General features: G+C 47.6%; 23 protein-coding genes. 18 read left to right on the top strand and 5 right to left on the bottom strand.

The genetic code is table 11. The annotated features are described in order from the left end of the window. Window positions 1–218: 218 nt before the first annotated feature. Window positions 219–1,547, top strand: a complete 1,329-nt coding sequence (locus H8S54_RS11445) for an MATE family efflux transporter (RefSeq protein WP_186901518.1) — start codon at window positions 219–221, stop codon at window positions 1,545–1,547. A gap of 99 nt (window positions 1,548–1,646) precedes the next feature. On the opposite strand, the gene H8S54_RS11440 is transcribed toward H8S54_RS11445, so the two are convergent. Then, window positions 1,647–2,282 carry a helix-turn-helix transcriptional regulator gene (locus H8S54_RS11440; protein WP_021925999.1) on the bottom strand — a complete coding sequence of 212 codons (636 nt, stop codon included), beginning with the start codon at window positions 2,280–2,282 and terminating at the stop codon, window positions 1,647–1,649. A gap of 278 nt (window positions 2,283–2,560) precedes the next feature. Between H8S54_RS11440 and hydA the strand changes: the two genes are divergently transcribed. Further along, window positions 2,561–3,940 (top strand): dihydropyrimidinase, encoded by a 1,380-nt coding sequence (gene hydA / locus H8S54_RS11435; protein ID WP_021926000.1) that lies wholly within the window; start codon window positions 2,561–2,563, stop codon window positions 3,938–3,940. A 95-nt stretch (window positions 3,941–4,035) separates the two neighbouring features. Here the strand turns inward: hydA and H8S54_RS11430 are convergent, their stop codons facing one another. Further along, on the bottom strand, window positions 4,036–5,247 hold the full coding sequence (locus tag H8S54_RS11430) for a cation:dicarboxylate symporter family transporter (protein WP_186901517.1): 1,212 nt from the start codon (window positions 5,245–5,247) through the stop codon (window positions 4,036–4,038). 78 nt (window positions 5,248–5,325) lie between these two features. Here H8S54_RS11430 and H8S54_RS11425 point away from each other — a divergent pair, with 78 nt between their 5' ends. Together H8S54_RS11425 and H8S54_RS18475 are read left to right on the top strand one after the other, a co-directional pair. After that, complete coding sequence (locus H8S54_RS11425; protein WP_021926002.1) at window positions 5,326–6,351, top strand: XdhC family protein; 1,026 nt, start codon at window positions 5,326–5,328, stop codon at window positions 6,349–6,351. Window positions 6,352–6,547: 196 nt separating this feature from the next. Next, entirely contained in the window at window positions 6,548–7,030 is a 483-nt protein-coding gene (locus tag H8S54_RS18475; protein WP_117853950.1) for an SH3 domain-containing protein, read from the top strand. Window positions 7,031–7,226: 196 nt separating this feature from the next. On the opposite strand, the gene H8S54_RS11415 is transcribed toward H8S54_RS18475, so the two are convergent. After that, the gene (locus H8S54_RS11415; protein ID WP_021926004.1) at window positions 7,227–7,706 is read right to left on the bottom strand and encodes an S-ribosylhomocysteine lyase; all 480 of its coding nucleotides are present in this window, start codon (window positions 7,704–7,706) and stop codon (window positions 7,227–7,229) included. A gap of 244 nt (window positions 7,707–7,950) precedes the next feature. Between H8S54_RS11415 and H8S54_RS11410 the strand changes: the two genes are divergently transcribed. The 4 genes from H8S54_RS11410 to H8S54_RS11395 all read left to right on the top strand — a co-directional run bounded on the left by H8S54_RS11410 (window position 7,951) and on the right by H8S54_RS11395 (window position 11,526). Continuing rightward, the gene (locus tag H8S54_RS11410; RefSeq protein ID WP_186901516.1) at window positions 7,951–9,039 is read left to right on the top strand and encodes a hypothetical protein; all 1,089 of its coding nucleotides are present in this window, start codon (window positions 7,951–7,953) and stop codon (window positions 9,037–9,039) included. Between the two features lie 24 nt (window positions 9,040–9,063). Beyond that, window positions 9,064–10,326, top strand: a complete 1,263-nt coding sequence (gene codB / locus H8S54_RS11405; RefSeq protein ID WP_021926006.1) for a cytosine permease — start codon at window positions 9,064–9,066, stop codon at window positions 10,324–10,326. Beyond that, entirely contained in the window at window positions 10,316–10,657 is a 342-nt protein-coding gene (locus H8S54_RS11400) for a nitrous oxide-stimulated promoter family protein (RefSeq protein WP_021926007.1), read from the top strand. The genes codB and H8S54_RS11400 overlap by 11 nt, the downstream gene beginning before the upstream one ends. A 116-nt stretch (window positions 10,658–10,773) precedes the next feature. Beyond that, window positions 10,774–11,526: a peptidylprolyl isomerase gene (locus tag H8S54_RS11395; protein WP_173766335.1), complete on the top strand. Its 753-nt coding sequence runs from the start codon at window positions 10,774–10,776 to the stop codon at window positions 11,524–11,526. 120 nt (window positions 11,527–11,646) lie between these two features. Here H8S54_RS11395 and H8S54_RS11390 read toward each other — a convergent pair whose 3' ends face one another. Next, complete coding sequence (locus H8S54_RS11390; RefSeq protein WP_173766353.1) at window positions 11,647–12,210, bottom strand: class I SAM-dependent methyltransferase; 564 nt, start codon at window positions 12,208–12,210, stop codon at window positions 11,647–11,649. Between the two features lie 255 nt (window positions 12,211–12,465). Between H8S54_RS11390 and coaBC the strand changes: the two genes are divergently transcribed. The 3 genes from coaBC to H8S54_RS11375 all read left to right on the top strand — a co-directional run bounded on the left by coaBC (window position 12,466) and on the right by H8S54_RS11375 (window position 15,243). After that, a complete protein-coding gene (gene coaBC, locus H8S54_RS11385; protein WP_186901515.1) occupies window positions 12,466–13,668 on the top strand; it encodes a bifunctional phosphopantothenoylcysteine decarboxylase/phosphopantothenate--cysteine ligase CoaBC in 1,203 nt (400 codons plus the stop codon). A 70-nt stretch (window positions 13,669–13,738) separates the two neighbouring features. Then, window positions 13,739–14,389 (top strand): ECF transporter S component, encoded by a 651-nt coding sequence (locus H8S54_RS11380; RefSeq protein ID WP_021926011.1) that lies wholly within the window; start codon window positions 13,739–13,741, stop codon window positions 14,387–14,389. Window positions 14,390–14,478: 89 nt separating this feature from the next. Further along, entirely contained in the window at window positions 14,479–15,243 is a 765-nt protein-coding gene (locus H8S54_RS11375) for a type III pantothenate kinase (RefSeq protein WP_021926012.1), read from the top strand. 153 nt (window positions 15,244–15,396) lie between these two features. Here H8S54_RS11375 and H8S54_RS11370 read toward each other — a convergent pair whose 3' ends face one another. Beyond that, the gene (locus tag H8S54_RS11370; protein ID WP_243176793.1) at window positions 15,397–16,338 is read right to left on the bottom strand and encodes an RluA family pseudouridine synthase; all 942 of its coding nucleotides are present in this window, start codon (window positions 16,336–16,338) and stop codon (window positions 15,397–15,399) included. A 326-nt stretch (window positions 16,339–16,664) separates the two neighbouring features. Here H8S54_RS11370 and H8S54_RS11365 point away from each other — a divergent pair, with 326 nt between their 5' ends. The 7 genes from H8S54_RS11365 to cobK all read left to right on the top strand — a co-directional run bounded on the left by H8S54_RS11365 (window position 16,665) and on the right by cobK (window position 24,949). Beyond that, a complete protein-coding gene (locus tag H8S54_RS11365) occupies window positions 16,665–18,008 on the top strand; it encodes an MATE family efflux transporter (protein ID WP_186901514.1) in 1,344 nt (447 codons plus the stop codon). Between the two features lie 340 nt (window positions 18,009–18,348). After that, complete coding sequence (cbiD, locus tag H8S54_RS11360; RefSeq protein ID WP_186901513.1) at window positions 18,349–19,521, top strand: cobalt-precorrin-5B (C(1))-methyltransferase CbiD; 1,173 nt, start codon at window positions 18,349–18,351, stop codon at window positions 19,519–19,521. Between the two features lie 71 nt (window positions 19,522–19,592). Next, window positions 19,593–20,285, top strand: coding sequence for a precorrin-2 C(20)-methyltransferase (gene cobI / locus H8S54_RS11355; RefSeq protein WP_021926016.1), 693 nt, complete (start codon window positions 19,593–19,595; stop codon window positions 20,283–20,285). Beyond that, window positions 20,282–21,040: a precorrin-4 C(11)-methyltransferase gene (cobM, locus tag H8S54_RS11350; protein WP_021926017.1), complete on the top strand. Its 759-nt coding sequence runs from the start codon at window positions 20,282–20,284 to the stop codon at window positions 21,038–21,040. The genes cobI and cobM overlap by 4 nt, the downstream gene beginning before the upstream one ends. 10 nt (window positions 21,041–21,050) lie before the next feature. Beyond that, on the top strand, window positions 21,051–22,241 hold the full coding sequence (locus H8S54_RS11345; RefSeq protein ID WP_186901512.1) for a cobalt-precorrin 5A hydrolase: 1,191 nt from the start codon (window positions 21,051–21,053) through the stop codon (window positions 22,239–22,241). Beyond that, window positions 22,234–22,974: a precorrin-3B C(17)-methyltransferase gene (cobJ, locus tag H8S54_RS11340; RefSeq protein ID WP_021926019.1), complete on the top strand. Its 741-nt coding sequence runs from the start codon at window positions 22,234–22,236 to the stop codon at window positions 22,972–22,974. Before H8S54_RS11345 ends, cobJ begins: the two co-directional genes overlap by 8 nt. Beyond that, complete coding sequence (gene cobK, locus H8S54_RS11335; protein ID WP_186901511.1) at window positions 22,967–24,949, top strand: precorrin-6A reductase; 1,983 nt, start codon at window positions 22,967–22,969, stop codon at window positions 24,947–24,949. The genes cobJ and cobK overlap by 8 nt, the downstream gene beginning before the upstream one ends. The last annotated feature ends 3 nt before the right edge of the window (window positions 24,950–24,952 follow it).

Raw genomic sequence — 24,952 nt, 5'->3', positions numbered from 1 at the left:
AGTTACATCACAATAATAAAGGAAAAACGTACCGCTTTGAGCAGAAAACGCATACCGCTAAATCAGAATGGATGTACCGCTAATTTCAGAATAGGCGTACCGTTCGGGCAGAATTTGCAACTTGACTGTTATAGCTGCCTATAATTGTTACATAACGTAACTTATAGCTTGCATTTAGAAGATATAAAATTGATTCGGATGGAGGAAAGAGTAAGATAATGTCAAAAGATGAGTATTTGATTATAGATGCGCCTCTTAAAGCGCTGACGATTTTTGCAATGCCGATGATTCTAGGCAGCTTTTTTCAGCAAATATATAATATGGCTGATTCCATCATCGTCGGTCAGTTTGTGGGTTCCTCCGCACTTGCAGCTGTTGGTGCCTGTGCAGCACTGACCAATGTTTTTATTTGTGTGGCGCTGGGTGCAGGTGTCGGCGCCGGTGTACTCGTGAGCCGTTACTTTGGTGCCAGGGAGTATGGAAAAATGAAAACCATTGTGTCAACGTCCTTGATTAGCTTTTTAATTCTAAGCATAGTCCTTGGTGTTTTTGGCTTTTGTTTTTCCCGCTCGATGATGAGCGCACTGCAAACCCCTGCCGATATACTGGATGACGCAGTGCTGTATTTGCGTGTCTATTTTGTGGGCTTTCCGTTCCTGTTTATGTATAACATTCTTTCAACGATGTTTACTTCTATAGGAGAATCAAAAATTCCACTGGGACTCCTGATATTTTCGTCAATCTTAAATATCTTTATGGATCTTTGGATGGTAGCCGGCCTTGATCTCGGCGTGTTCGGTGCGGCGCTTGCAACTTTGATTGCACAAGGCATTTCTGCCGTGTTTTCACTTTTGATTTTCTTCCATCGGATGCGTCGATATAAAAGTCACTTTGACTGGTTTGACAGGCAGGAGTTACTTTCTATGTTTCAAATTGCTGTGCCTTCGGTTCTGCAGCAGTCTACAGTATCTATCGGCATGATGATCGTGCAGGCAGTTGTAAATCCTTTCGGTACACAGGCACTCGCGGGGTATTCGGCGACGATGCGAGTTGAGAACGTTTTTTCTCTGATTTTTGTATCCATCGGTAATGCGGTTTCACCATATGTTTCCCAGAACCTTGGTGCAAATAAACCACAGCGTATCAAAAAAGGCTACCAGGCTGCACTGGTATTGGATGTGTGTTTTGCAGTCATTGCCTTCATTATAATTGAAACGCTCCACACGCAAATTTCCTCGCTGTTTCTTGGTAAAGACGGAACAGCCCTGGCCTATCAGGTATCTGGGGATTATATGAGATGGCTCGGTTATTTCTTTATCTTTATGGGAATCAAAATGGCAACCGATGGAGTCCTTCGTGGTCTCGGAATCATGCGCCCATTTCTCATTGCAAATATGGTGAACCTGGAAATCCGTCTTTCTGTTGCTTTGATTTTTGCGCCGCGTTTTGGCATTGCATTTGTCTGGCTTGCTGTACCAGCTGGATGGCTTGCAAACTTTTTAATATCCTATGTGGCTCTCAGAAGGTCATGGCCGACTGATAAATAGAAAAATGTTATGGGATTTTTCATTGCAAAGGCGATGAAGCTGTGCTTGAAAAAAATGCCTATCCTGTCGGCCAACAGGATAGGCGGTGGTCGTAAGACCTTATTTATTCACATCAATATAGCTGTACAGCGTATACTTGGAGATCCCGAAATAATTAGCTACCTTATCTCCGGATTTCGTGATAAGGAAAGCTCCGGAGTCATTTAAAAACTGTATGGCAGTAACCTTATCCTCTTTATTCATAAGAGCAACAGGCTTTCCAACCAGACTTACAGATTCCTCAATCAGACGGTCAAGCAGGTCATTGACACTGTGGGTGATCTGCTTAGGCTTCTCCTCCTTGTCCGTAGGTGTGATCAGATCATTCAATGCACTGTTGATCATGGTCAGCTTGGTAATATCATAGTTAATACCAAATACGTAATGAAGGCTGCCGTCATCGTCTTTAATATAGGATGTGCTGCATTTAAGGATTTTGCCGTCTGCGGTCTTCATCAGGTAACCGTTGTGATCTGCAGGTGCACTGTCCCCTCGTCTTTTCTGCCGGATTCCGTCAAAAACAGCATCAGATGGTCCGTCGCCTACATTTCGTCCGGTTACGTGACCGTTTACAATATAAATAATAGAGTGTTCAGGCTCCTGTGTTTTCAGATCATGGATTACCACTTCGCAGTCTGCTCCGAACTCCGCAGCGATATCCTGAGCAATCTGCTGTAAGACAGTTAATCTTCCCATATTTACCCTCCTGTTATGTAAATATCTTTTGCAACTGCTTTGGATCCTGAGTTTTTCAAAGAGACTTCAGATCCTGTCTGCAATTACTATTATATCATTATTTTAAGTGCAGGATGTTACCGTATGTTTCTTATATCATAACATGCCTGGATGGAAATAAAAAGATGTTTTGCAAAAAAATTGTTGCACACTGAAAAAAATTCGTGCCAGCTTTCTTGAACGCAGTGAAAACATATGTTATATTTACTAATAGAAATAATGGAAATGGGGGACGGATTATGAAATATCTCTTAAAAAACGGAACGGTAATATCAGGTACAGGCGGGAAAAAGCTGGACGTGCTGGTGGAAGGAGAGAAGATCATCCGCGTGGGAGAGTCGCTTTTTGAGCAGGACGCCAAGGTGGTGGACGTAACCGGAAAGCTTTTGTTTCCGGGCTTTATTGACGGACATACGCATTTTGACCTGGAGGTTGCCGGAACGGTAACAGCAGATGACTTTGAAACCGGAACCAGGGCAGCTATCCTTGGAGGAACCACTCTGGTCATTGACTTTGCTTCTCAGGACAAAGGGGGACATACTTTAAAGGAAGGCCTCGCGAAATGGCACAAAAAGGCAGATGGTAAATGCTCCTGCGACTATTCTTTCCATATGTCTATTGTAGAGTGGAATGAGGAAACCAAAAAAGAAATCCAGGATATGATTGATGAGGGAATTACCAGCTTCAAGCTTTATATGACTTATCCGGCTATGATCGTGGACGATGAGGATCTTTACAAGATTGTGAAGGCCCTGAATGAGAAAGGATGCTTCGCAGGCGTTCACTGTGAAAATGCAGGAGTGATCGATGCGCTGATCCAGGAGGCGAAAGCGGAAGGAAGATTAGGTCCGGAAAATCATCCGCTGGTGCGCCCAGACACTATGGAGGCTGAGGCTGTCCACAGACTTCTGGTGATCGCAAAGGAGGCAAAAGCACCGGTAATGGTAGTTCATCTTACCAACCGCAAGGCTTATGAGGAAATCCTTCGCGCAAGAGAAAACGGACAGACTGTCTTTGCAGAAACCTGTCCCCAGTATCTGGTACTGGATGACAGTGTGTATTCCAAACCGGATTTCGAAGGCGCCAAGTATGTGTGCGCACCTCCGATCCGTAAGAAAGAGGACCAGGACTGCCTGTGGAAGGCACTTGCAGAGGGCCAGATCCAGACGGTTGCAACTGACCAGTGCAGCTTTACCCTGGCGCAAAAAGCAATGGGAAAAGAAGATTTCACCAAGATTCCAGGAGGCCTTCCCGGGGTTCAGACAAGAGGAACTCTTCTGTATACTTATGGCGTGCGCACCGGCAGGATCTCTGTGGAGAAAATGTGCCAGCTTCTCTGCGAAAATCCGGCAAAGCTGTATGGCGTGTATCCCAATAAAGGTGTGATCGCAGAAGGCAGCGATGCAGATATCGTGGTGTTTGACCCGGAAAAAGAGAATGTGATTTCCGCGAAAACACATGCATACAATACGGACAATAACCCATATGAAGGCTTTGAAATCCACGGGGATATTGACAAAGTATTCCTGCGCGGCAATCTGGCTGTAGAGGATGGAAAACTGGTGCAGGAAAAGCTTGGAACCTATATTAAGAGAGGATTGAGACAGCCGCTGGCATAGTTTTGCCAGAGCCTGTTGGAAAAAGTTTTAGAAAAAATATGCGTCTTTTGCGGCGTGGCTTTTGGTAAGCCTTATGCCGCAAAGGGCGCATATTTTTATATATCTGTGTTTTTTGAAATTTCCCGCTTTTTCGCATATCCTGTCAGGATCAGTGCCAGCGCTCCGTCACAGGTCATGTTGCAGGCTGCCGCAAATCCGTCATGGATGGCAAATACCGCAAACATCAGCGCCACTCCCGAATCCCCGAATTTCAGGATTCCTGTAAGGGTTCCAAGTGATACCATCACCGTTCCCCAGGGAAGCCCCGGAGTGCCAATGGAGCAGGTAGCAAGAAGCACGGAAAAAATCACCATGGTGCCAGGTGCCGGAACAGAACCGTAAAGAATCCTGGAGATCATCATCGCGAAAAATACCTCTGTAAGCACAGAACCGCAGTGATGGATCTGTGTAAAAAGAGGAAGTGCATCTTTTGTAAGATCCTGTTCCAGACATTCACACTTAGAAGCTGCCTCCAGGGAATATTTGCCTGTGGCTGCAGAAGAGCGGGTCATCAGCGCCATCTTACAGACCGGCAGGTATTCTTTCAGAACTTTCCAGGGCTTTTCCCCGGAATAAGAGCCTGCAAAATAATACAAGAGCAAAGTCCAGATGCCATACACCGGAATCACGATTACCAGCGTCAGAAGCAGAAGGGGCAGATACTTAATGAAATACCCCTGATAAGCAAGGGTGCACAGGGAAAGTCCGATATAAGCTGGAAGAATCGGCAGCAGAACCCTGGACATCAGGGAAAGGGTAATTCCCCGAAACTCATTGAGCAGCTCCTTGGTGCGCACCGCATTGGTCCAGCAGGCTCCGAATCCCAGCAGGATGGCAAGCACAAGTGCACTTAAAGCGGAAACCGGTGCCGGAATGGGAAGCTCAAACAGGGTGTCCGGCAAAAAGCGGAAGGACAAGCTGTCTGTGGAAACCGGAAGCCTTGGGATGATCAGGTATCCAAGCACCGCCGAAAACGCAGCCGCCCCCAGCATGGAAATATAAGTAATGCGGATCACAGGTTTGGTGGCTGGCGTGGGATCTTTTTTTACGGAAATGATGGAGGATGCCATCAGCCCGATAATAATAAGAGGTGCCAGAAATGCAATCAGCTGGCTAAGTACATAACGTGTTGTAACAACCAGATTCAGTGCGCTGGATGTGAATCCCATGGTACGGGTGGCGTTGAAAAACAGCCCCGCAAGCAGGCCGAGGATGCTTACCGCCAGAATCCGGACCGGAAAACTGGTCATAATTCTTTTTTTCTTCATTGTGAAAATTCCTCCCGATGTATTATAATATACGAAAAAGAAAGGTGCAATGAAATTTTGAAAATGAGGTGAAGTGTCGTGTATAATAAAATTTATGAAATACTGGAAGAAAAAGGGCGGATCAAGACAGCGATCATTCTGGATGGTCCGGACATGGGGAAAAAGTGTATTGTGAGACAGCCTGGAAATCCAGATGCAGCAGCGCAGGAGAAGAGCCTGATTCCAGAACAGGAAGAAGACAGAGAAATCTGGGAAAAATATCTCCCACTGTTAAACGATGCTAGAGAAACAAAAGTCATAACTGCCGACGGCATTCGGATTTTCGTGGAAGACTATCGCAAAAATCCAAGGCTTGCTATTTTCGGCGGCGGTCACGTATCCCAGCCTACCGCCCATCTGGGAAAAATGCTGGGCTTTCATGTGACCATCATGGATGACAGAGAAGATTTTGTGACAAAAGAGCGCTTCCCGGAGGCAGACGAGCTGGTTTACGGGGATTTCAAGGATTTGGATCAGTACATTGTTCCCTATGAAAACGCCTATTACGTGATCCTGACAAGAGGCCATCTTGGAGATGCCGACTGCCTTCGCAGGCTTTTGAAGCGTCCTTATGAGTATCTGGGAATGATTGGCAGCAAAAATAAAGTGCGGATCACCCGGGAAAATCTCCTGAAGGAGGGCTATTCCCTGGAAGAACTTGATCAGGTTCATGCCCCCATCGGAATCCCTCTTGGCGGACAGCTTCCCGAGGAAATTGCAGTCAGCATTATGGCAGAGATTGTCAAGGTGAAAAATCAGCACTACAGCGCCTACTGCGATGAAAAGGTAGAGGCAGCAGTACAGGAGGGCCGCCATGGCGTAATGGTGACCATTGCCGAGAAATCCGGTTCCTCCCCAAGAGGAGTAGGCAGCAAAATGTTTGTGGAGCCATCCGGCCATATCGAAGGCAGCATTGGCGGCGGCAAGGTAGAATTCGAAGCCATCAACCACTGCCCGGAAGTGAAGGACAAAGAAGTGAAGCACTACGCCCTCACCGCCGACGGCAAAGACAGCCTTGGCATGATCTGCGGCGGCCAGGTAACGGTGGTATTCGAGCGGGTGTAAGCAGTTCCCTTCACTTAGGACTTGCATATTTTGTAATAATACTGTATATTAATTGTAACGATTCGCAAAAAGAGTATGCGGCTGCTGATGGGAGGCAGCTGACTTTCATAACAGAAGAATCAATCTGTTACTGTGCATGGAGTGGACAGTAACATGAATCCAAGGCAGTGATGCTTTGTAAAGGAGGAATAATACTATGAGAAAAGCAGGTTTGGCTGCTCTGCTTCTTGGCGCAGCACTTTGCATCCCGGGATGCGGATTTGAGGAAGGCGCAGGAGCAACCGTTACTGTTATACAGGCTACCCCTACTCCGATTCCAACCCCTACCCCGGAGGCAACACCTACTCCAGAGGCAACACCTACACCTGAGGTTGTAGTCGTACAGACTGCAAGCGGCGTGAACGTAACCAAACAGGATGGTACTTACGTTGCCAATGCAGATGTAAACCTTCGTGCAGATGCAAGCACAGATGCAGCTCTGGTTGCCAGCGTGGCAAACGGCACACAGCTTACCAGCACTGGTGTGTGTGACAATGGATGGGTTGAGGTTTCCTATGAGGGACAGACCGCATATGTATCCGGTGATTATGTAAGTGCAGTAGCTGCAGACGCAGGCGCAGCGGATGGAGCCGCAGATGTCGGTGCAGATCAGGCAGTTGACGCTTCCACAGAAGGCTGATGCTTTGAAGAGAACGAAATAAAAAATGCCAGATGGGTAGGAATCACAGTGTTTGTGATTTGCTCATCTGGCATTTTTCATGAAAGTTTTGAATTTGCTTCTGATTCAACTGCATGAATATGCAGATTCATGACCTGAATGCAAATATGTTCTGTAGTTTCCGAAGATGCGAAGAAACTGATTTTCGGAAACTGGTTTACTCTGGATAAACCAGTCTGTCCGGTTTAATATCGTAAAGCACTTCATCCAGAAACTTCTTTGCAAGATATTTTGCCATGCCAAGGTTCATGTCCAGGTAGTTTCCACAGTCCTTTGCAGACGCGCCCGGCACCTCGCCCTCGAAATCCCGGATAAACTCAAAAGTTTCGATCATAAGCGGCACAATGTCCTTAGATTCATAATCCCCGTTCAGCAGAAGATAATTTCCGGTACGGCAGCCCATAGGTCCCCAGTAGATCATCTTAGGGCCGAATTCCCTGTGGTTGCGAAGAAAAGTAGCTGCAAGATGCTCAATGGTGTGAAGTTCTGCAGTATTCATCACAGGCTCCTCATTGGGGGAAGTCATGCGGATGTCAAAAGTGGTGATCACGCTGTTTCCAACCGGATCCTTGCGGGAAACATACACTCCCGGCTGAAGCTTGATGTGGTCTATTGTAAAACTGGTAATCTTTTCCATAAAAAAGGTCCTCGCTTTCTGTAAAGTATAAAATTCTCCCTTGATTTTAGCAGACTCTGGAAAAAGTGGCAAGACAGGAATCCTGGAAAGAAAAATTTCCTGGATTTTCACTTGACAATAAAGCCTATTCATCATATCATCTTTGTTAAAAAAACAGGCTGTCTTTTGCTGGAACCAATATGTGATCGACGCAAAAGAGGGCCTTTTTTACGGAAAAAGCGAGAAAGGGTTTGGAAAACGACAGATGAAAAACTGGGAAAACGTAAGACTGGTCAGAGAATTTTCTGATCAGGGTGTGGACTGCTACAAGTTGGCAGGCGGAGACTATGTGAACGAATACTATGTGGTATCAGAGGCAGAGACAAGAAAACTGATGAACACACCAGAGGTTGTAGGCTATGAGGTTTACCACTGCCTGATCCCTGCTACCTCACAGATGCTTTACTATTTCAAGGAACAGAAGAAGGTGACAACAGCCAACATCCTGTCTATTCTTCGCGGTGCCCTGAACTATCCTCTTGAGGAGAGCTGCTATCGCGAGCACATCCGCGTACACGACATCAGCTTTTTGTCCAGCGAGCGTGTGTTCCAGGAGGACGAGATCGCAGGACTGGAGATCAAGTACAGCAAGCTTACCATGGTGCCGGACAGCACCCTTATGATCGGCGATATCATTGCCTCCGGCGAAACTCTGATCCACTGCCTGCGCTATGTAACCGATTTCTACCGGGCACATGGAGCCAAGCTTCGGAACATCATCATCTTCACCATCGGCGGCACCAAGGGAATCGAGATCCTGGAGAAGCTTACCAGCGAGATCCGCGAGTACTGGCCGGACTTCGAGGGATTTATCACCGTTTACTATGAGGGAATCTTCAGCACCTATCAGGACAAGGGCGTATCCGGGATCAATCTTCCGGACGTGGATTTCTACTGGAAAGACGGCATCATCGCACCGGAGTTTCGAAGAGAAACCCTTTCCATGCGGGATCCTCTGTTTGAGAAATGCATTATCTACGATGGCGGCGCCAGAAGATATGAGATCCATGAGCATGTGGAGGAGGTTCTGGACTTCTGGAAGGGCATGTTAGAGCGCTGCGATGTGATCGACATGAACGCCCTGATCGAGGAAAAATTAGGCTATGCACTGCCGATCAGTTACGAGGACTGGCTGGCCTGCAACCACTTCCAGGAGATTGAGTCCGCCCAGACCAAATGGCTGTATGAGATGGAAATGCGCTTCGCAGACTGTCTGAAACAGGTAACCTTGAAAGAGATTGCCCAGCAGAGAATCGAAGAATTCACAACTGCGCTGCGCAAATACATTTTATGATGATGCAACTACAGGAGAAAGAAAATGAGTAAAAACAAAAAAACAAAAGACGTTGACTTTGCGTCAAAGGCAGTTCCGGCAGACAGCCGCAAAGGCCTGGTTACTATGTTCATGATCATGCTGGGATTTACCTTCTTTTCCGCAAGCATGTGGGTTGGCCAGCAGCTGGCAGAAGGACTTGATTTCTGGGGCTTTGTGAAATCCCTGATTCTTGGCGGCGTGATCCTTGGGGCTTACACCGGACTGCTTGGATACGTAGGTGCCAAGACTGGATTATCCCTTGACCTTCTCTCCAGAAGAGCATTCGGGGAAAAAGGCTCCTACCTTCCATCAGCCATGATCAGTTTCACCCAGATCGGCTGGTTCGGCGTGGGACTTGCCATGTTTGCCATTCCGGTATCCAAGGAGCTTCTTGGGGGAAGCGATGCTGCCATGTGGGGACTTGTGATCCTGGCTGGTGTATGCATGACTGCTTCCGCTTATTTTGGAATCGATTCCCTTACCATTGTCAGCTATATTGCAGTGCCGCTGGTAGCGGTTCTTGGTACTGTTGCAATGGTGATGGCGGTACAGCAGGGAGATGGCACCATCATTGACCAGTTCGCCAAATCCAGCGGAAGCCTGACCATTGTAGGCGGCGCAGGACTGGTGGTAGGTTCTTTTGTATCCGGCGGAACCGCAACCCCGAACTTTGCCCGTTTCGCAAAGAACGGCAAGGTCGGCGCGATCACCACAGTGGTTGCGTTCTTTATCGGCAACTCCCTGATGTTCTTCTTCGGTGCTGTTTCTTCTATTTTTGTAGGAGGAAACGATATTTTTGAGGTTATGATCCGCTTGAACCTGTTTTATCTGGCTGTTTTGGTGTTGGGCCTTAACATCTGGACCACCAACGACAATGCCCTTTATACAGCAGGTCTTGGTCTTGCCAACATTTTCCATCAGAAAAAGAAACCAATGGTACTGATTTCCGGAATCATCGGAACGGTGGCTTCTGTATGGCTGTACTACAATTTCTGTGACTGGCTGAACATTCTTAACTGTACCCTTCCGCCAGTTGGAATCATTCTGGTAATGGACTATTTCATGAACCGGAAAGAGTATGAGAAAGAGAATCCGGCACTGAAAACGGTAAACTGGTTTTCCGTTGCAGGTGTTGTGCTTGGAACCATTGTAGCAAATGTGCTGAACTGGGGTGTGGCTTCCATCAACGGTATGGCTGTGGCAGCTGTGTGCTACATGATCGGACAGCTGATGCCAGGTACCAGAGGAGTTGTCAATGAGCACTAAAATAGAGAAAAAGCGGGAACGGGAAAAGAAAATGGTTTCCCAGATGATCCAGCTTTACTGCAAAAAGCAGCACCATAGCAAAGACGGGCTTTGCCCGGAATGTGCCGCGCTGGATGCCTATGCCAGAATGCGCAGCGAGAAATGCCCGTTTATGGAGACCAAGACCTTCTGTTCCAACTGCAAGGTGCACTGCTATAAGCCGGAAATGCGGGAAAAGATCCGTGAAGTCATGCGTTTCTCCGGTCCAAGGATGCTGTTTCATCATCCCATAGCAGCGATCCGCCATGTGGTGGAATCCAAGAAAGAGAAAAAGAAATTGAACAATTTGTGAAATCAATTGTATTTTGCGACAATTTCGTTATAATGAGAAAAGATGGCGTCAGGAAAAGCCTGGCGCCGTTTTTTATCCAAATACACATACTTAAGAACGTAATCTGGAGGCGAATTATGAAGAAAAGAAAAATTCTGGCAATGTTGATGACTGCAACCCTGTCAGTGGGACTGCTGGCAGGCTGCGGCACAGACAATGCGAAAGAAGAAACCCAAAATACAGAAGAAAAGACAGATGAGGCCACAGAAGAGAACTCTTCCGATACAAGTGAAGAGCAGGGAACTGACGAGGAAGTTTCCGGTTTTTCAGACGGTACGGATGAGAAAGGAACTGTGACAGATGAGGCAGTACTGGATACTTCACAGCCCCTTACCGGCATCCACCATGCGGAAATTGAAGTGAAGGATTACGGCACCATCAAGGTGGAACTGGATGCGGATACAGCGCCTATCAGCGTTACCAACTTTGTGAAGCTGGCACAGGAGCATTTCTATGACGGGCTGACTTTCCACCGTATTATTGACGGCTTCATGATCCAGGGCGGCGATCCGGAGGGAACCGGAAGAGGCGGCTCTGATGAGACCATCAAAGGAGAATTCTCTGAAAACGGCGTGGAGAATAACATTTCCCATGAAAGAGGCGTAATCTCCATGGCAAGATCCTCAGATCCGGACAGCGCAAGCTCCCAGTTCTTTATTGTGCAGTCAGACAGCACTTATCTGGACGGACAGTATGCAGCTTTCGGCCATGTGACAGAGGGCATGGACATTGTGGACCAGATCTGCAAGGATGCCAAGCCTACGGATAATAACGGAACTATTTCCGCAGACCAGCAGCCGGTGATGACGAGCGTGATTATTACAGACTGATTTCGGAGTCTGCAATTTACATCTGCAATCGATGTTTTGTCCAGCTTCGGCCTGCGCAGTTTGTGCTGTGCGGCTTTGGCTGGACAAAATTTTTTATGAGATATAATGCAGATGCAGAGGTTATTGTTTTACTACAAGCACAGGCATAGGCGGATTGTTGGGACGGTTGTAGTATTCGGTTTTGATTACCAGATATTTTCTGGAGTCCAGTTTTTTCAGCCAGCTAAGAAGGGCATCCCGCTCCTCAAATCCGGAATCGCCGCCGCTGTAAATGCACAGCATCAGGATTCCGCCTTTTTTCAGAAGGCCAAGGGAAGCCTGAAGGGCCAGAATGCTGGAATCAGGCCTGGTGGCCAGACTGTGATCCCCTCCCGGCAGATAGCCGAAGTTAAACACAATGCAGCTTACACTCATGGGCGCAGCGTAGTTTCCCATATTTGCATGGGAATCCAGGATCAGCTCATAGTTGTGAGCTGCATTTTCTTTTTCCAGGCGCTCCCTGGTGTGGGCAAGGGCCAGTTCCTGGATGTCAAAGGCAAGTACATGGCCTTTTTCCCCGCAAAGACGGCTAAGGAGCAGGGTGTCGTTTCCGTTTCCCATGGTAGCGTCAATGCACAGGTCTCCTTCCTTTACATGCTCTGTGATAAAGTGGGCGCACCACTGTGTGATCTGATAATTCATGATAAAGTCCTTTACGCTTGGATTCGATGATATCTAAAATGCCATTTCATTATAGCAGATTTTCCTTTTATATTCATGGAAAAATGGCAAAAAAATCTGCCGGATGCGGGCAATAAAAAGGCTGACCGCGGCAGCGCAGCATGTACGAAAAGCTATACATGGAAAAAATACATTGCAATCAGAGCTATATTTGTTTTATAATAAGCGGTACGGACAGAAAAATGTCCCCATGAGTTTAAAGAGAAAAGAGGAAAACGAATGCTAGAGGGAAAGACCATTCTTCTGGGAGTGACAGGCAGTATTGCCGCATATAAGATCGCATATCTTGCAAGTGCGCTGAAGAAGCAGCACGCGGACGTTCATGTGCTGATGACCAGGAATGCCACGAACTTTATCAATCCCATTACCTTTGAGACCCTTACCGGGAATAAATGCCTGGTGGATACCTTTGACCGGAATTTCCAGTTCCAGGTAGAGCATGTATCCATTGCTAAGAAGGCAGATGTGGTGATGATCGCCCCTGCAAGTGCCAATGTAATCGGCAAGCTGGCACATGGAATCGCAGATGATATGCTGACTACCACCATCATGGCATGCAGATGTAAGAAATTTATTTCCCCGGCTATGAATACCAATATGTTTGAGAATCCCATTGTCCAGGACAATCTGAAGACCCTGGAACATTATGGATATGAAGTGATCGATCCTGCTGTGGGCTATCTTGCCTGTGGGGACACCGGAGCTGGCAAAATGCCGGAGCCGGAGACTCTTTTGTCCTACATTATGAGAGAGTGTGCCTGTGAGAAGGATATGAAGGGGCTGAAGCTGCTTGTGACAGCTGGACCTACCCAGGAGGCCATCGATCCGGTCCGCTATATTACCAACCATTCTTCCGGCAAGATGGGCTATGCCATTGCGAAGATGGCAATGCTGCGAGGTGCAGATGTCACACTGGTAAGTGGACGTACTGCCATTGCGCCGCCGCCCTTTGTGAAGGTGGTTCCGGTGGTGACAGCGAAGGATATGTATGAGGCTGTCACAGCGGTGAGTAAGGAACAGGATATTATCATCAAGGCTGCAGCAGTTGCGGATTACCGTCCCGCGAAGGTCAGCGATGAGAAGATCAAGAAGAAAGACGACGATATGTCCATTACCCTTGAGAGAACAGATGACATTCTGAAGTATCTCGGGGAGCACAAACCGGATGGACAGTTTCTGTGCGGATTTTCCATGGAAACACAGAATATGATCGGTAATTCCAGAGTCAAGCTTACAAAGAAAAATCTGGATATGGTAGCTGCCAACAATGTAAAAATGGCTGGCGCCGGATTCCAGGGGGACACCAATGTTCTGACTCTGATTACACAGGATGAGGAAGTGTCACTCCCGCTTATGAGCAAGGAGGATGCAGCCAGTAAAATCCTGGATAGAATACTTTTTTTAAGAGTGACGGGTAAATAAAAGAACACATGCCCGTCAGTCCATACCGTATTGTATCCCTTTTACGGGAACGATAACAAGGAGGATCATTATGAACAAAAAATTTACAACATCTCAAATCACACTGCTTGGCCTGATGATAGCAATCCTGCTTCTGATGGCTTACACACCTCTTGGCTACCTGAATATCGGACCTCTTGCCATTACTTTTAACATTATTCCGGTTGCCATCAGCGCAATTACAATGGGACCTGTAGGCGGAGCCATTGCCGGAGCCGTATTCGGACTGACCAGCTTCGGACAGTGTATCGGCATTGGCGGTACCAGCATTATGGGTGCTACCTTATTCGGAATCAATCCATTTCTGGCATTTGTACAGAGATTTATCCCAAGACTGGTTGACGGACTTCTGCTTGGATATATTTTCCAGGGCGTTCGCAAAAAATCAAAAAATATTTATGTTTCCTGTGCAGTGACAGGCTTTTGCTCCGCATTTCTGAACACTTTGTTCTTTATGGCACTGCTGGTAGGACTTTTCGGAAATACAGAGTATGTGCAGGGCCTTATGGGCGGAAAAAATGTAATTCTGTTTATCTGCACATTTGTAGGAATCAACGCAGTATGCGAGATGATTTCCGCCACTGTGATCACGGGTGCTGTGGGAGCTGCCCTTTATAAGGCAAGACTGCTTCCTGGCGCAGAGAAAAAGGCTGACAAGGCGGTAAAGGCAGCAGAGGTTTAAAATACAGATAGATGATTTATGTCCGGGCAGACTTTGACTGCGGACGGGAAAAAGGCCAGACGGCTGATAAGAAACTATGGAGGGAAACTATGATCTTAGCAATTGATATCGGAAATACAAACATTGTGGTTGGGTGCATTGACCGGGAGAAGACTTATTTTATTGAGAGACTTTCCACGGTCCGCACAAAAACAGAGCTGGAATATGCAGTTGATTTAAAAACGGTTGTTGACATTTACCACATTAAACGTACAGATATTGAAGGCTGCATCATTTCCTCTGTAGTTCCCCAGATCACCAATGCCGTGAAGCTTGCTGCTGAGAAGGTGCTCCACAAGGAGCCCATGGTTCTGGGACCTGGAGTGAAGACCGGTCTGAATATTATGATGGATAATCCGGGACAGCTTGGCGCTGACCTGGTGGCAAATGCGGTTGCGGGAATCCATGAGTATCCCCTTCCGCTGGCGATTATTGATATGGGAACTGCAAGCACGGTGAGCGTGGTTGATGAAAAGAAACATTATGTGGGCGGTATGATTTTTCCCGGAATGGGAGTGTCCCTGGATGCCCTCACAGCCCGTGCTTCTCAGCTGAGTGGTATCAGCATTGAGGCTCCCAAACGTATCATTGGTAAAAATACCATCGAGTGTATGAAAAGCGGCGTGATCTACAGCAATGCGGCTGCGCTTGACGGTATTGTGGACCGGATCGAAGAAGAACTGGGCCAGAAGATTACAGTAGTTGCCACTGGCGGTCTTGCCCGCAAGATCGTTCCTCACTGCCGCAGGGAGATCCTGCTGGATGAGGATCTTCTGCTGAAGGGGCTGCTGATTATTTATGAGAAGAATCGGTAAGAGAAGATAGGGCGACGGCCGCGAAGCCAGAAGTAGCTGCGGTATAGGAAAAGCAGAAACGTCAATATGACGGCTGTATTAACATGAAAACATAAAAGGCAGATCAGAGGAAGCACAGGATGTGCGGCGCTGGTCTGCCTTTTTTAACATACATTAGTGAAACGCATTAGCGAAATCTTCTGGTACCGGGGCGGTGATGCACATGACTTCTTTTGTAACTGGATGGGTGAATTCCAGCTGGTAGGAGTGCAGGGGCTGGCGCTTTATGATGCTGTAATCCGGATTGTAGAGAAAATCCCCTGGAAGAGGGTGCCCGATGTGCTTCATGTGCACCCGAATCTGGTGGGTACGACCGGTTTCCAGGTGAAGCTCGATTAAAGAATATGCCTGGAGAAAATCTGTCTTCTGTGCGTCCGAAACAGGAGAGAATGTTCCAGCGTGAAGCGCGTAAGCAGCCAGCCTTTCATAATGTGTGACTGCACGCTCCCCATTTACAGGGTCAATCTGCCGTTCAATAGTGGAGCCGTCTGTCCGTCCGATAGGCACATCTATGGTACCGTGGGACGGCGTGATCCCCTGAACGATTGCCAGATAAGTCCGGCGGATCTGCCGCTGCTTCATCTGGGTGGAGAGAACTGCGGCGCTGTAAGGATTTTTCGCCAGAATAAGAGCACCTGTGGTATCCCGGTCCAGGCGGTTGATGCAGCGGTAGACGAAGGTTTGTCCCTTTTCCTTAAAATACCAGGCCGCTCCGTTGGCAAGGGTGTTGTCGTAATTGCCGATGGAAGGATGCACAGGCATGTCTGCCGGCTTATTTATGACCAGGAGATCCTCGTCCTCATAGAGTATGGAAAGGTCCATTTTCACAGGCAGAATATTCTCGCTGCTTTCCGTTTCCGGGATATGAATGCGAAGAAAATTCCCGGCATGAAGAACCGACTTGCCGAATCCTCTTTCCCCATTTAGCAAAATTGCGCCCTTATACGGCTTCATAGAAGAGAGAATTCCCCGGGAAAATCCCTTGCTTCGAAGGAAATCAAGAAGCAGCATGTTTTCCTCGTCTGGCTGTACAGTGTAAGTAAGAATCCGGTCCAAAGTAAGTTCCTCCTGTGTTGTTTTTATTGGCAAAGGGTGTTACAGAACATCTGACTTTCATATATGATGATATCGTCGGTAGACGACAGGTCCGTTTTGTGAAATAGTCTGACATTATATTTAGAATTTCGTACTGCAATTTTTTTGCTTAAGGTGTATAATAACACAGATAAAATGTGTATGGAAGTATACAATCGATTTTTACGGCTGATTTCTGTGCATCGTGAAGTATGTTGCTGGACACAGAGTGGACAATAACATATGACGAAATGTACTGCCAAGCACGTGACCAGTAATCATCCGTTTAGGGGGAAAATAGAAAACATATGGAACAACAGCAGCACCTTTTTACCAACAAAATGCTCCGGGCTCTTCTGGTGCCTATTATTATGGAGCAGCTTTTAAACGCACTGATGGGAACTGTGGATACTATGATGGTCAGCAATGTAGGCTCCGCGGCGATTTCCGCAGTCTCCCTTGTGGACTCCATCAACGTTCTGATCATTCAGGCGTTTTCCGCACTGGCAGCAGGTGGAACCATCATCTGTACCCAGTATCTTGGTCAGAAAAATCACGAGATGGCAAACAAATCTGCCAGACAGGCTCTTTTTATCATAACTGCCATTTCCGTCTGCATTGTCACATTGGGACTGATTTTCCGTGCACCACTGCTGAGCTTTATTTTCGGAAAAGTAGATGCGGATGTTATGGATAATTCAATGGTCTATTTCTTTTACACCGTACTGTCTTATCCATTTATCGCCCTCTATGATGCCGGAGCTTCCATTTTCCGTGCCCAGGAAAATACAAGAGGACCAATGGTGATTTCCATTATTTCCAATGTGATGAACATTGGGGGAAATGCAGTTTTGATCTGGGTATTTCACATGGGAGTTGCGGGAGCAGCGATTTCCACCTTGGTATCACGAATCTTCTGTGCAGTGGTAGTTCTGTATCAGCTGCGAAAAGACAGACAGCCCATTGCGGTGAGGGATTATCTGAATATCCGCCCGGATGGAAATATGATAAAGCGGATCCTGGCACTTGGAGTGCCCTCTGGTGTGGAGAACAGTATGTTTCAGCTTGGAAAGCTGGCAATCCAGTCCACTGTGTCTACCCTTGGAACCACAGCCATTGCAGCTCAGGCTATGACCAATATTATGGAGATGCTGAACGGAACGGCTGTAATCGGCGTGGGAATCGGACTGATGACCGTAGTAGGCCAGAGCCTTGGCGCAGGACGCAAGGATGAGGCTGTATATTATATGAAAAAGCTGATGATCTTTTCAGAGGTCTTTCTGATTGCCTGCTGTGCGATTGTGTATGCACTGGCGAAACCGATCACCATGATTGGCGGCATGGAGCCGGAAAGCGCCAAAATGTGCCTGGACATGATATTCTGGATCACCATTGTAAAGCCTCTGGTATGGATGCCGGCCTTTATTCCGGCTTATGGCATGCGCGCAGCCGGAGATGTGAAATTTTCCATGATCACCTCCTGCACCACCATGTGGGTATTCCGTTTCTGTCTCTGCGTCTACCTGATCCGCGTCTGCGGCATGGGCCCCATGGCCGTCTGGATCGGAATGTTCACCGACTGGACCGTAAGAGGAATTGTATTCAGTCTTCGCTTTAAAAGCGAGAAATGGATGGAACACAGAGTTGTGTGAACAAAAGCAGCAGTTTTGCGGCCGGGATGGGTCAGGAGCGGCTTGGCTGTTGACTTTTACAGGACAAAATTATATAATGTAACGGATAAAAACAGGGAAAAGTATTTTCAGGAAGCAGGTGGAACTCCTGCACAAGTCCGTTACTGTACAGTCAGATACTGGATGCTTTTTCAGGAACAGGATTTCCTGCGGCAACCGGGATCATTCTGGGAAAAGAAGCTTTGTTGTCACGTTACGACAGAGCTTTTTTTGTGTAAGCCTGGCTGCGGAAAATGGTTTCCATTAAAAATCCCAGCCAATAGCTGAAAAATTTACTTTTATACCTACGGAGGCAAAGGATATGGCACACAAAACCGGTCTGGAAGAGTACTACGTGATCCGCGGACAGAAGAAAATGCGCTTCGGCTACACCACAGGCTCCTGCGCGGCAGCTGCCTGCAAAGGCGCAGCGCTGATGCTCCTTGGGAAAAAGAAGCTGGACAGCGTTCCTCTTATGACGCCAAAAGGAATTCTCCTGGATCTGGAACTCCACCACATTCAGATCGAAGAAAACCAGGTCACCTGCGCTGTCAAAAAAGACGCAGGGGATGACCCGGACACCACCAATGGGATCCTGGTATACGCCACCGTATCAAAGACAAAAGAACCAGGAATCCAGATAGACGGCGGAATCGGTGTTGGCCGCGTGACAAGACCGGGACTTTCCCAGCAGGTAGGAGAGGCGGCAATCAACCCAGTTCCCCGGGCCATGATTCTTCGTGAAGCAGAGGAAGCTGCTGTGTCTTACGACTATGAGGGCGGGCTGAAAGTGGTGATCTCTGTGCCCGAGGGCGTGGAAATCGGCAAGAAAACTTTTAATCCGAGGCTTGGAATTACAGGCGGAATTTCCATTTTGGGAACCTCCGGAATTGTGGAGCCCATGAGTGAAAAAGCGCTGGTGGAGAGCATCCACGTAGAAATGAAGCAGCATTTCGCCCAGGGCGAGCAGTACATTCTTGCCACTCCGGGCAACTATGGCGCAGACTATTTAAGAGAGCATATGACATTGCCCTTTGAGCGGAATATCAAGTGCAGCAACTACGTAGGCGAGACCATTGATATGGCAGTAGACATGGGGGTAAAAGGCATCCTTTTTGTGGCTCATATCGGCAAATTTGTAAAAGTGGCAGCCGGGATCATGAACACCCATTCCCATAGTGCAGATGCCCGTATGGAAGTACTGGCTTCCAATGCCCTTCGTGCAGGAGCTGACGGCGACACCGCAAGAGCGGTTTTAAACTGCAATACAACAGATGAAGCCCTGGACGTTCTTCATGAGAAGCAGCTTTTGCAGCCCACAATGGAAGAAATCATGAAAAAAATCCAGTTTTATCTGGACCACCGTTCCTATGAACAGATCAAGCTTGGGGCAGTGGTATTTAACAATGTATACGGCTATCTTGGCAAGACGAAAGATGCAAAAGAGTTGATCGAAGAAATCAAGAAACAGGACATAGAGCTGCAGAAAAAATAATGCAGGAAGCAGAAAATAAAAGAAACGTAACTGGCAATCAGGAATTTTGCAGTTACGGGAAAGAGAAGTAAATGACAGGAAAATTATACGGCGTAGGTGTAGGTCCGGGAGATCCGGAACTTGTTACACTCAAAGCCTTACGACTTACAAAAGAAGCAGACATACTGGCGTTCCCAGGGGAAAATCCCAGGGAATCCGTAGCCTACAAGATCATGAAGGGCGCATACCCGGAAATCGATACCAAGCAGATGATATCCCTTCCCATGCCCATGACCAAGGACAAAGAACAGTTGAAGCAGGTTCATGACGAAGGCACCAGAATCATCGCAGACCAGCTGGATCAGGGCAAAAATGTGGTATTTTTGACCCTTGGAGATCCCACCGTCTATTCCACCTACCTTTATGTGCACAAACGTGTGGCACAGATGGGATACGACACAGAAATCGTAAGCGGCATCACTTCATTTTGCGCGGTAAGTGCCAGATTTAACCAGGGCCTGGTAGAAAAAGCCCAGCAGCTTCACGTGATCCCGGCTTCTTACCAGATTGAAGAGGCACTGAAGCTTCCCGGCACCAAGGTGCTGATGAAAACCGGAAAACAGATGAAAACAGTGAAAGAGCAGATCAAAGCATCCGGCAGCGAAGCCATGATGATCCAGAACTGCGGTATGCCGGATGAGCAAATATACAGAACCGTAGATGAAATCCCGGAAGATGCAGGATACTATTCATTAATTATTGTAAAAGAGGAGAAAAAGCCATGATTCATTTCGTAGGAGCAGGTTCCGGTGCCCCGGACCTGATCACAGTAAGAGGAAAAAAATACTTAGAGGAAGCAGATGTGGTAATCTATGCCGGATCCCTGGTAAATCCCAAGCTTCTTGAGTGCACCAAGGACATCTGCACTATTTACAACAGTGCCAAAATGACCCTGGAAGAAGTACTTTCCGTAATGGAAAAAGCAGAGGCTGCAGGCAAGACAACAGTAAGACTTCACACAGGAGATCCTTGTATTTACGGTGCTATCCGGGAACAGATGGATGTTCTGGATGAAAAGGGAATCGCTTATGATTACTGTCCTGGCGTCAGTGCATTCTGCGGCGCAGCAAGCGCACTGAATCTGGAATATACTTTGCCGGACATTTCCCAGAGCGTAATCATCACCCGTATGGAAGGCAGAACTCCGGTTCCGCCCAAGGAGAGTATCCAGTCCTTTGCCGCTCATCAGGCAACTATGGTTGTTTTTCTCAGCACAGGAATGCTGGAGGAACTGAGCAGAAGACTGATCGAGGGCGGCTACACAGCAGACACTCCGGCAGCCATTGTTTACAAGGCAACCTGGGAGGATGAGAAAAAATTTGTGTGCACAGTAGGCACTCTGGCTCAGACTGCCAAAGAAAACAACATTACAAAGACAGCCCTTATGATCATCGGTGACTGCGTAAATGCAGCACACTATGACCGTTCTAAGCTCTATGACCCGGGATTTACAACAGAGTTCCGTGAAGCAACAAAGTAATTGAAATAAGATGAAGATTTCCATAATATGTTTCACCCTGACCGGGCAGCAGACCGGAGAAAAACTGAAAAAAGCACTGGAAGAACAGGAGCATGCAGTTTCCCTGTATACGAAGAGCAAATACATTCCGGAGTCCATAAAAGAGAGTACAAAGCAATGGGCAGGAAAGCAGTTTGAGAGTGCGGATGGAATTATTTTCATTGGAGCCACAGGAATTGCAGTGCGCAGTATTGCCCCCTATGTAGCCAGCAAAAAAACGGACCCGGCGGTCCTGGTGACAGACGAATGCGGGAAATTTGTGATTTCCCTGTTATCCGGACATCTTGGAGGTGCTAATGAGCTGGCATTGCAGGCGGCAGAGGCTTTGCATGCAGTTCCTATTGTGACCACTGCCACGGATCTGGAAGGGAAATTTGCCGTAGATGTTTTTGCAAAGAAAAACAACTGCCATATTTTCCGTATGAAAGAAGCCAAAGAAGTGTCAGCAGCTTTGCTTGCAGGGGAGAAAGTAGGATTTTACAGTGAATTTCCCTGGGAAGGCGAATTGCCGGATGGGCTGGTGAATTGCTGCGGACTTAGGGATGAAAACTGGATTTCAGAAAATGAACCCGGAACCAATGTCCAGAATGATAACCAGATAAAATCGGCATCTGATCTGTTTCCTAAGGTAGGAATTGCCGTCACCATACATAAAAACTGTACTCCATTTCTTTCCACTACTCATGTAGTACCCCAGGCCGTGGCTCTGGGAATGGGCTGCCGCAAAAATAAAGAAGCGCAGGCAGTGGAAAAGGCCGCGTTTACCTGCCTTGAGGAAAATCAGATTTATCCCCAGGCCGTGGCCTGTCTTGCCAGTATTGATATCAAAAAAGAAGAACCAGGACTTCTGGCCCTGGCAGAAAAAATGGGAATCCCATTTGAGACTTTTTCCAGTGAAGAGCTTCTTGCTGTGAAGGGGGAATTTACAGCCTCTTCCTTTGTGAGCAGGACGGTAGGCGTTGACAACGTGTGCGAGAGAAGCGCAATAAAGGCGGCGCAGGATAGAATCTGTTTGAATACCGGTAGGATTCCAGAACGAAACCAGACAAAACCAGGTACCAGGCGAGGTGGGGAACATTGCCGCCTGATCCAGAGAAAACAGGCAGCAGACGGCGTGACAGCCGCCCTTGTCCTTGCAGATTGGAGGATACATTTTGAATAAAGAGAAGAAAATTTACGTAGTGGGCATTGGCCCCGGCTCCTATGAGGGAATGACAGGAGCAGCAGTGGCAGCCCTTGAAAAAAGTGATGTGATCGTGGGCTACACCGTATATATTGATCTGGTAAAGGATCATTTTGCGGGCAAATCCTTCCTTACCACTCCTATGAGAAAAGAGGTAGACCGCTGTGTCATGGCCTTTGACGAGGCAATGAATGGACAGACCGTTTCCATGATCTGCAGCGGAGATGCAGGCGTATACGGAATGGCTGGCCTGATGTACGAGGTAGGAGCCAATTATCCGGATGTTGATATCGAGGTAGTAGCAGGCGTTACTGCAGCTACAGGCGGCGCAGCAGTCCTTGGCGCACCTTTGATCCACGATTTCTGCCTGATAAGCTTAAGCGACCTTCTTACCCCATGGGAAAAAATTGAAAAACGCCTTCTTCTGGCATCGGAGGCGGATTTTGTGATCTGCCTTTACAACCCGTCCAGCCATAAGAGACACGACTATCTGAAAAAAGCATGCGAGCTGATGCTGCAGCACAAGTCCCCGGATACTGTATGCGGCATTGTGAAAAATATTGGAAGAGAAGGGGAATCTTCCCAGATCATGACCCTGGACGAACTGAAGGATACTCAGGTAGACATGTTCACTACCGTATTCATCGGCAATTCCCAGACTCGCAACATCAAAGGCAAAATGGTTACTCCAAGAGGATACAGGGATGTCTGAAATCATTGTATTTGCAGGCACAACAGAGGGATGTGATATCAGTAATTTTCTGGCAGAACATCAGATCCATGTGCTTGCATGCGTGGCTACCGACTACGGCAGCAAATCATTAAAAGAGAACGAATATCTGAAAATCCACGCCGGGCGCCTGACAGAGCCGGAAATGGAAGCACTTCTAAATGAGAAAAAGCCGGAAATGGTTCTGGACGCAACCCATCCTTACGCTGCAGAGGTTACGGAAAATATCCGCACAGCCTGCCAGAACACAGGTTTGGAGTACAGGCGTGTGCTGCGGGAGGCTGGAGCCTATCAGGACCAGGCCGTTTATGTGCCGGATACCCAGGCTGCCATTGAATTTTTGGAGGGGACAGAGGGCAATATCCTTCTTACAACCGGAAGCAAGGAGCTGGGAAAATACACCGCACTTTCTGATGCTGGAGAGCGCATTTATGCCCGTGTCCTTTCCCTGCCCTCTGTGATGGAAACCTGCAAAGGCTACGGCTTTGAGGGAAAGCATCTCATCGGCATGCAGGGTCCTTTTTCCATGGAATTAAATGCTGCCATGCTGCGCCAGTTTGACTGCAAATATCTGGTTACAAAGGATACCGGAAAAGCAGGAGGCTTTCAGGAGAAAATTGATGCGGCCCTTTCCTGCGGAACTGTTCCGGTAATTATTGGACGTCCTCTGAAGGAAGAGGGACTTTCTGTGGCAGAGTGCAGGCATATGCTGGCAGAGTATTTCGGATTTACCGTGAAGCCTCATATTACTTTGCTTGGAATCGGCATGGGAAGCCAGGAAACTCTTACTGTTCAGGGAAAAAAAGCGGCGAAAAGCGCGGATCTGATTATTGGCGCAAAGCGGATGGCAGATGCCGTTCGGGAGCCGGGACAGGCAGTGGTATATGAATACCGCAGCGATGTGATCGCGGATTATATACGGAATCATCCGGAATATGAGAAGGTTGTGATCGCTCTTTCCGGTGATGTGGGATTTTACAGCGGAGCCAGGAAGCTGCTGACGGCACTTGGCGGTAGGGAATCTAACGTGGAGGTAATTTGCGGAATTTCTTCTGTAGTATACTTCATGTCCGAGATCGGGCTTTCCTGGGATGACGCGAAGATCACCAGCGCCCACGGTAAACATTGCAATCTGATTTCCATGATCCGCCATAACCAGAAGGTATTTTCCATTCTTGGAACCGGCACTGCAGTGGCAGAGCTGGCAGGGAAGCTTGTGAAGTATCATATGGGCGAGGTTCTTCTCTATGTAGGCGAGAATCTTTCCTATCCCGATGAGAAGATTTTTGTAAAAAAAGCAGAAGAGCTGACAAACTATGAGGGACAGCCTCTTAGCGTTGTCTGTGCTTTTCATGAAAACCCGGAGCCGGCCCTTTCTACTCATGGAATCCCTGACGAGGAATTTATCCGCGGAAAAGCCCCTATGACAAAGGAAGAAGTGCGAAGCGTTTCTCTTTCCAAGCTTCGCCTTACAGAGGATTCCATCTGCTACGATGTTGGCGCGGGAACTGGTTCTGTGTCTGTGGAAATGGCTCTTCGGGCAGACCAGGGACAGGTGTTTGCCATCGAGAAAAAAGAGGAGGCAGCCGCTCTTCTGGAAGAGAACAAACAGAAATTTGCAGTGGACAATCTGGAAATTATAAAGGGAGAGGCACCTCAGGCACTTGAGAATCTGCCTGCGCCTACCCATGCATTTATCGGAGGCTCTTCCGGTAATCTGAAGGAGATCGTAGCACTGCTTCTTGGAAAAAATCCACAGGTGCGGATTGTAATCAACTGTATTACCCTGGAAACTATCAGCGAAGCTTTGGATGTGCTCAAAGAATACGATTTCCAGCAGCGCGAGGTAGTGCAGCTTGCCGCTTCCAGATCCAAAGAAATCAGCCGCTACCATCTGATGATGGGAGAGAACCCGATTTATATTATTACCTGTCAGAATCCGAAAATGCGAAAGTAATTT

This window comes from Blautia segnis (genome assembly GCF_014287535.1).
In the GTDB taxonomy this organism is placed as follows: domain Bacteria; phylum Bacillota; class Clostridia; order Lachnospirales; family Lachnospiraceae; genus Blautia_A; species Blautia_A acetigignens.
Note: the sequence above shows the minus strand (reverse complement) of the source record. Positions and strands in the feature narration are given on the sequence as shown.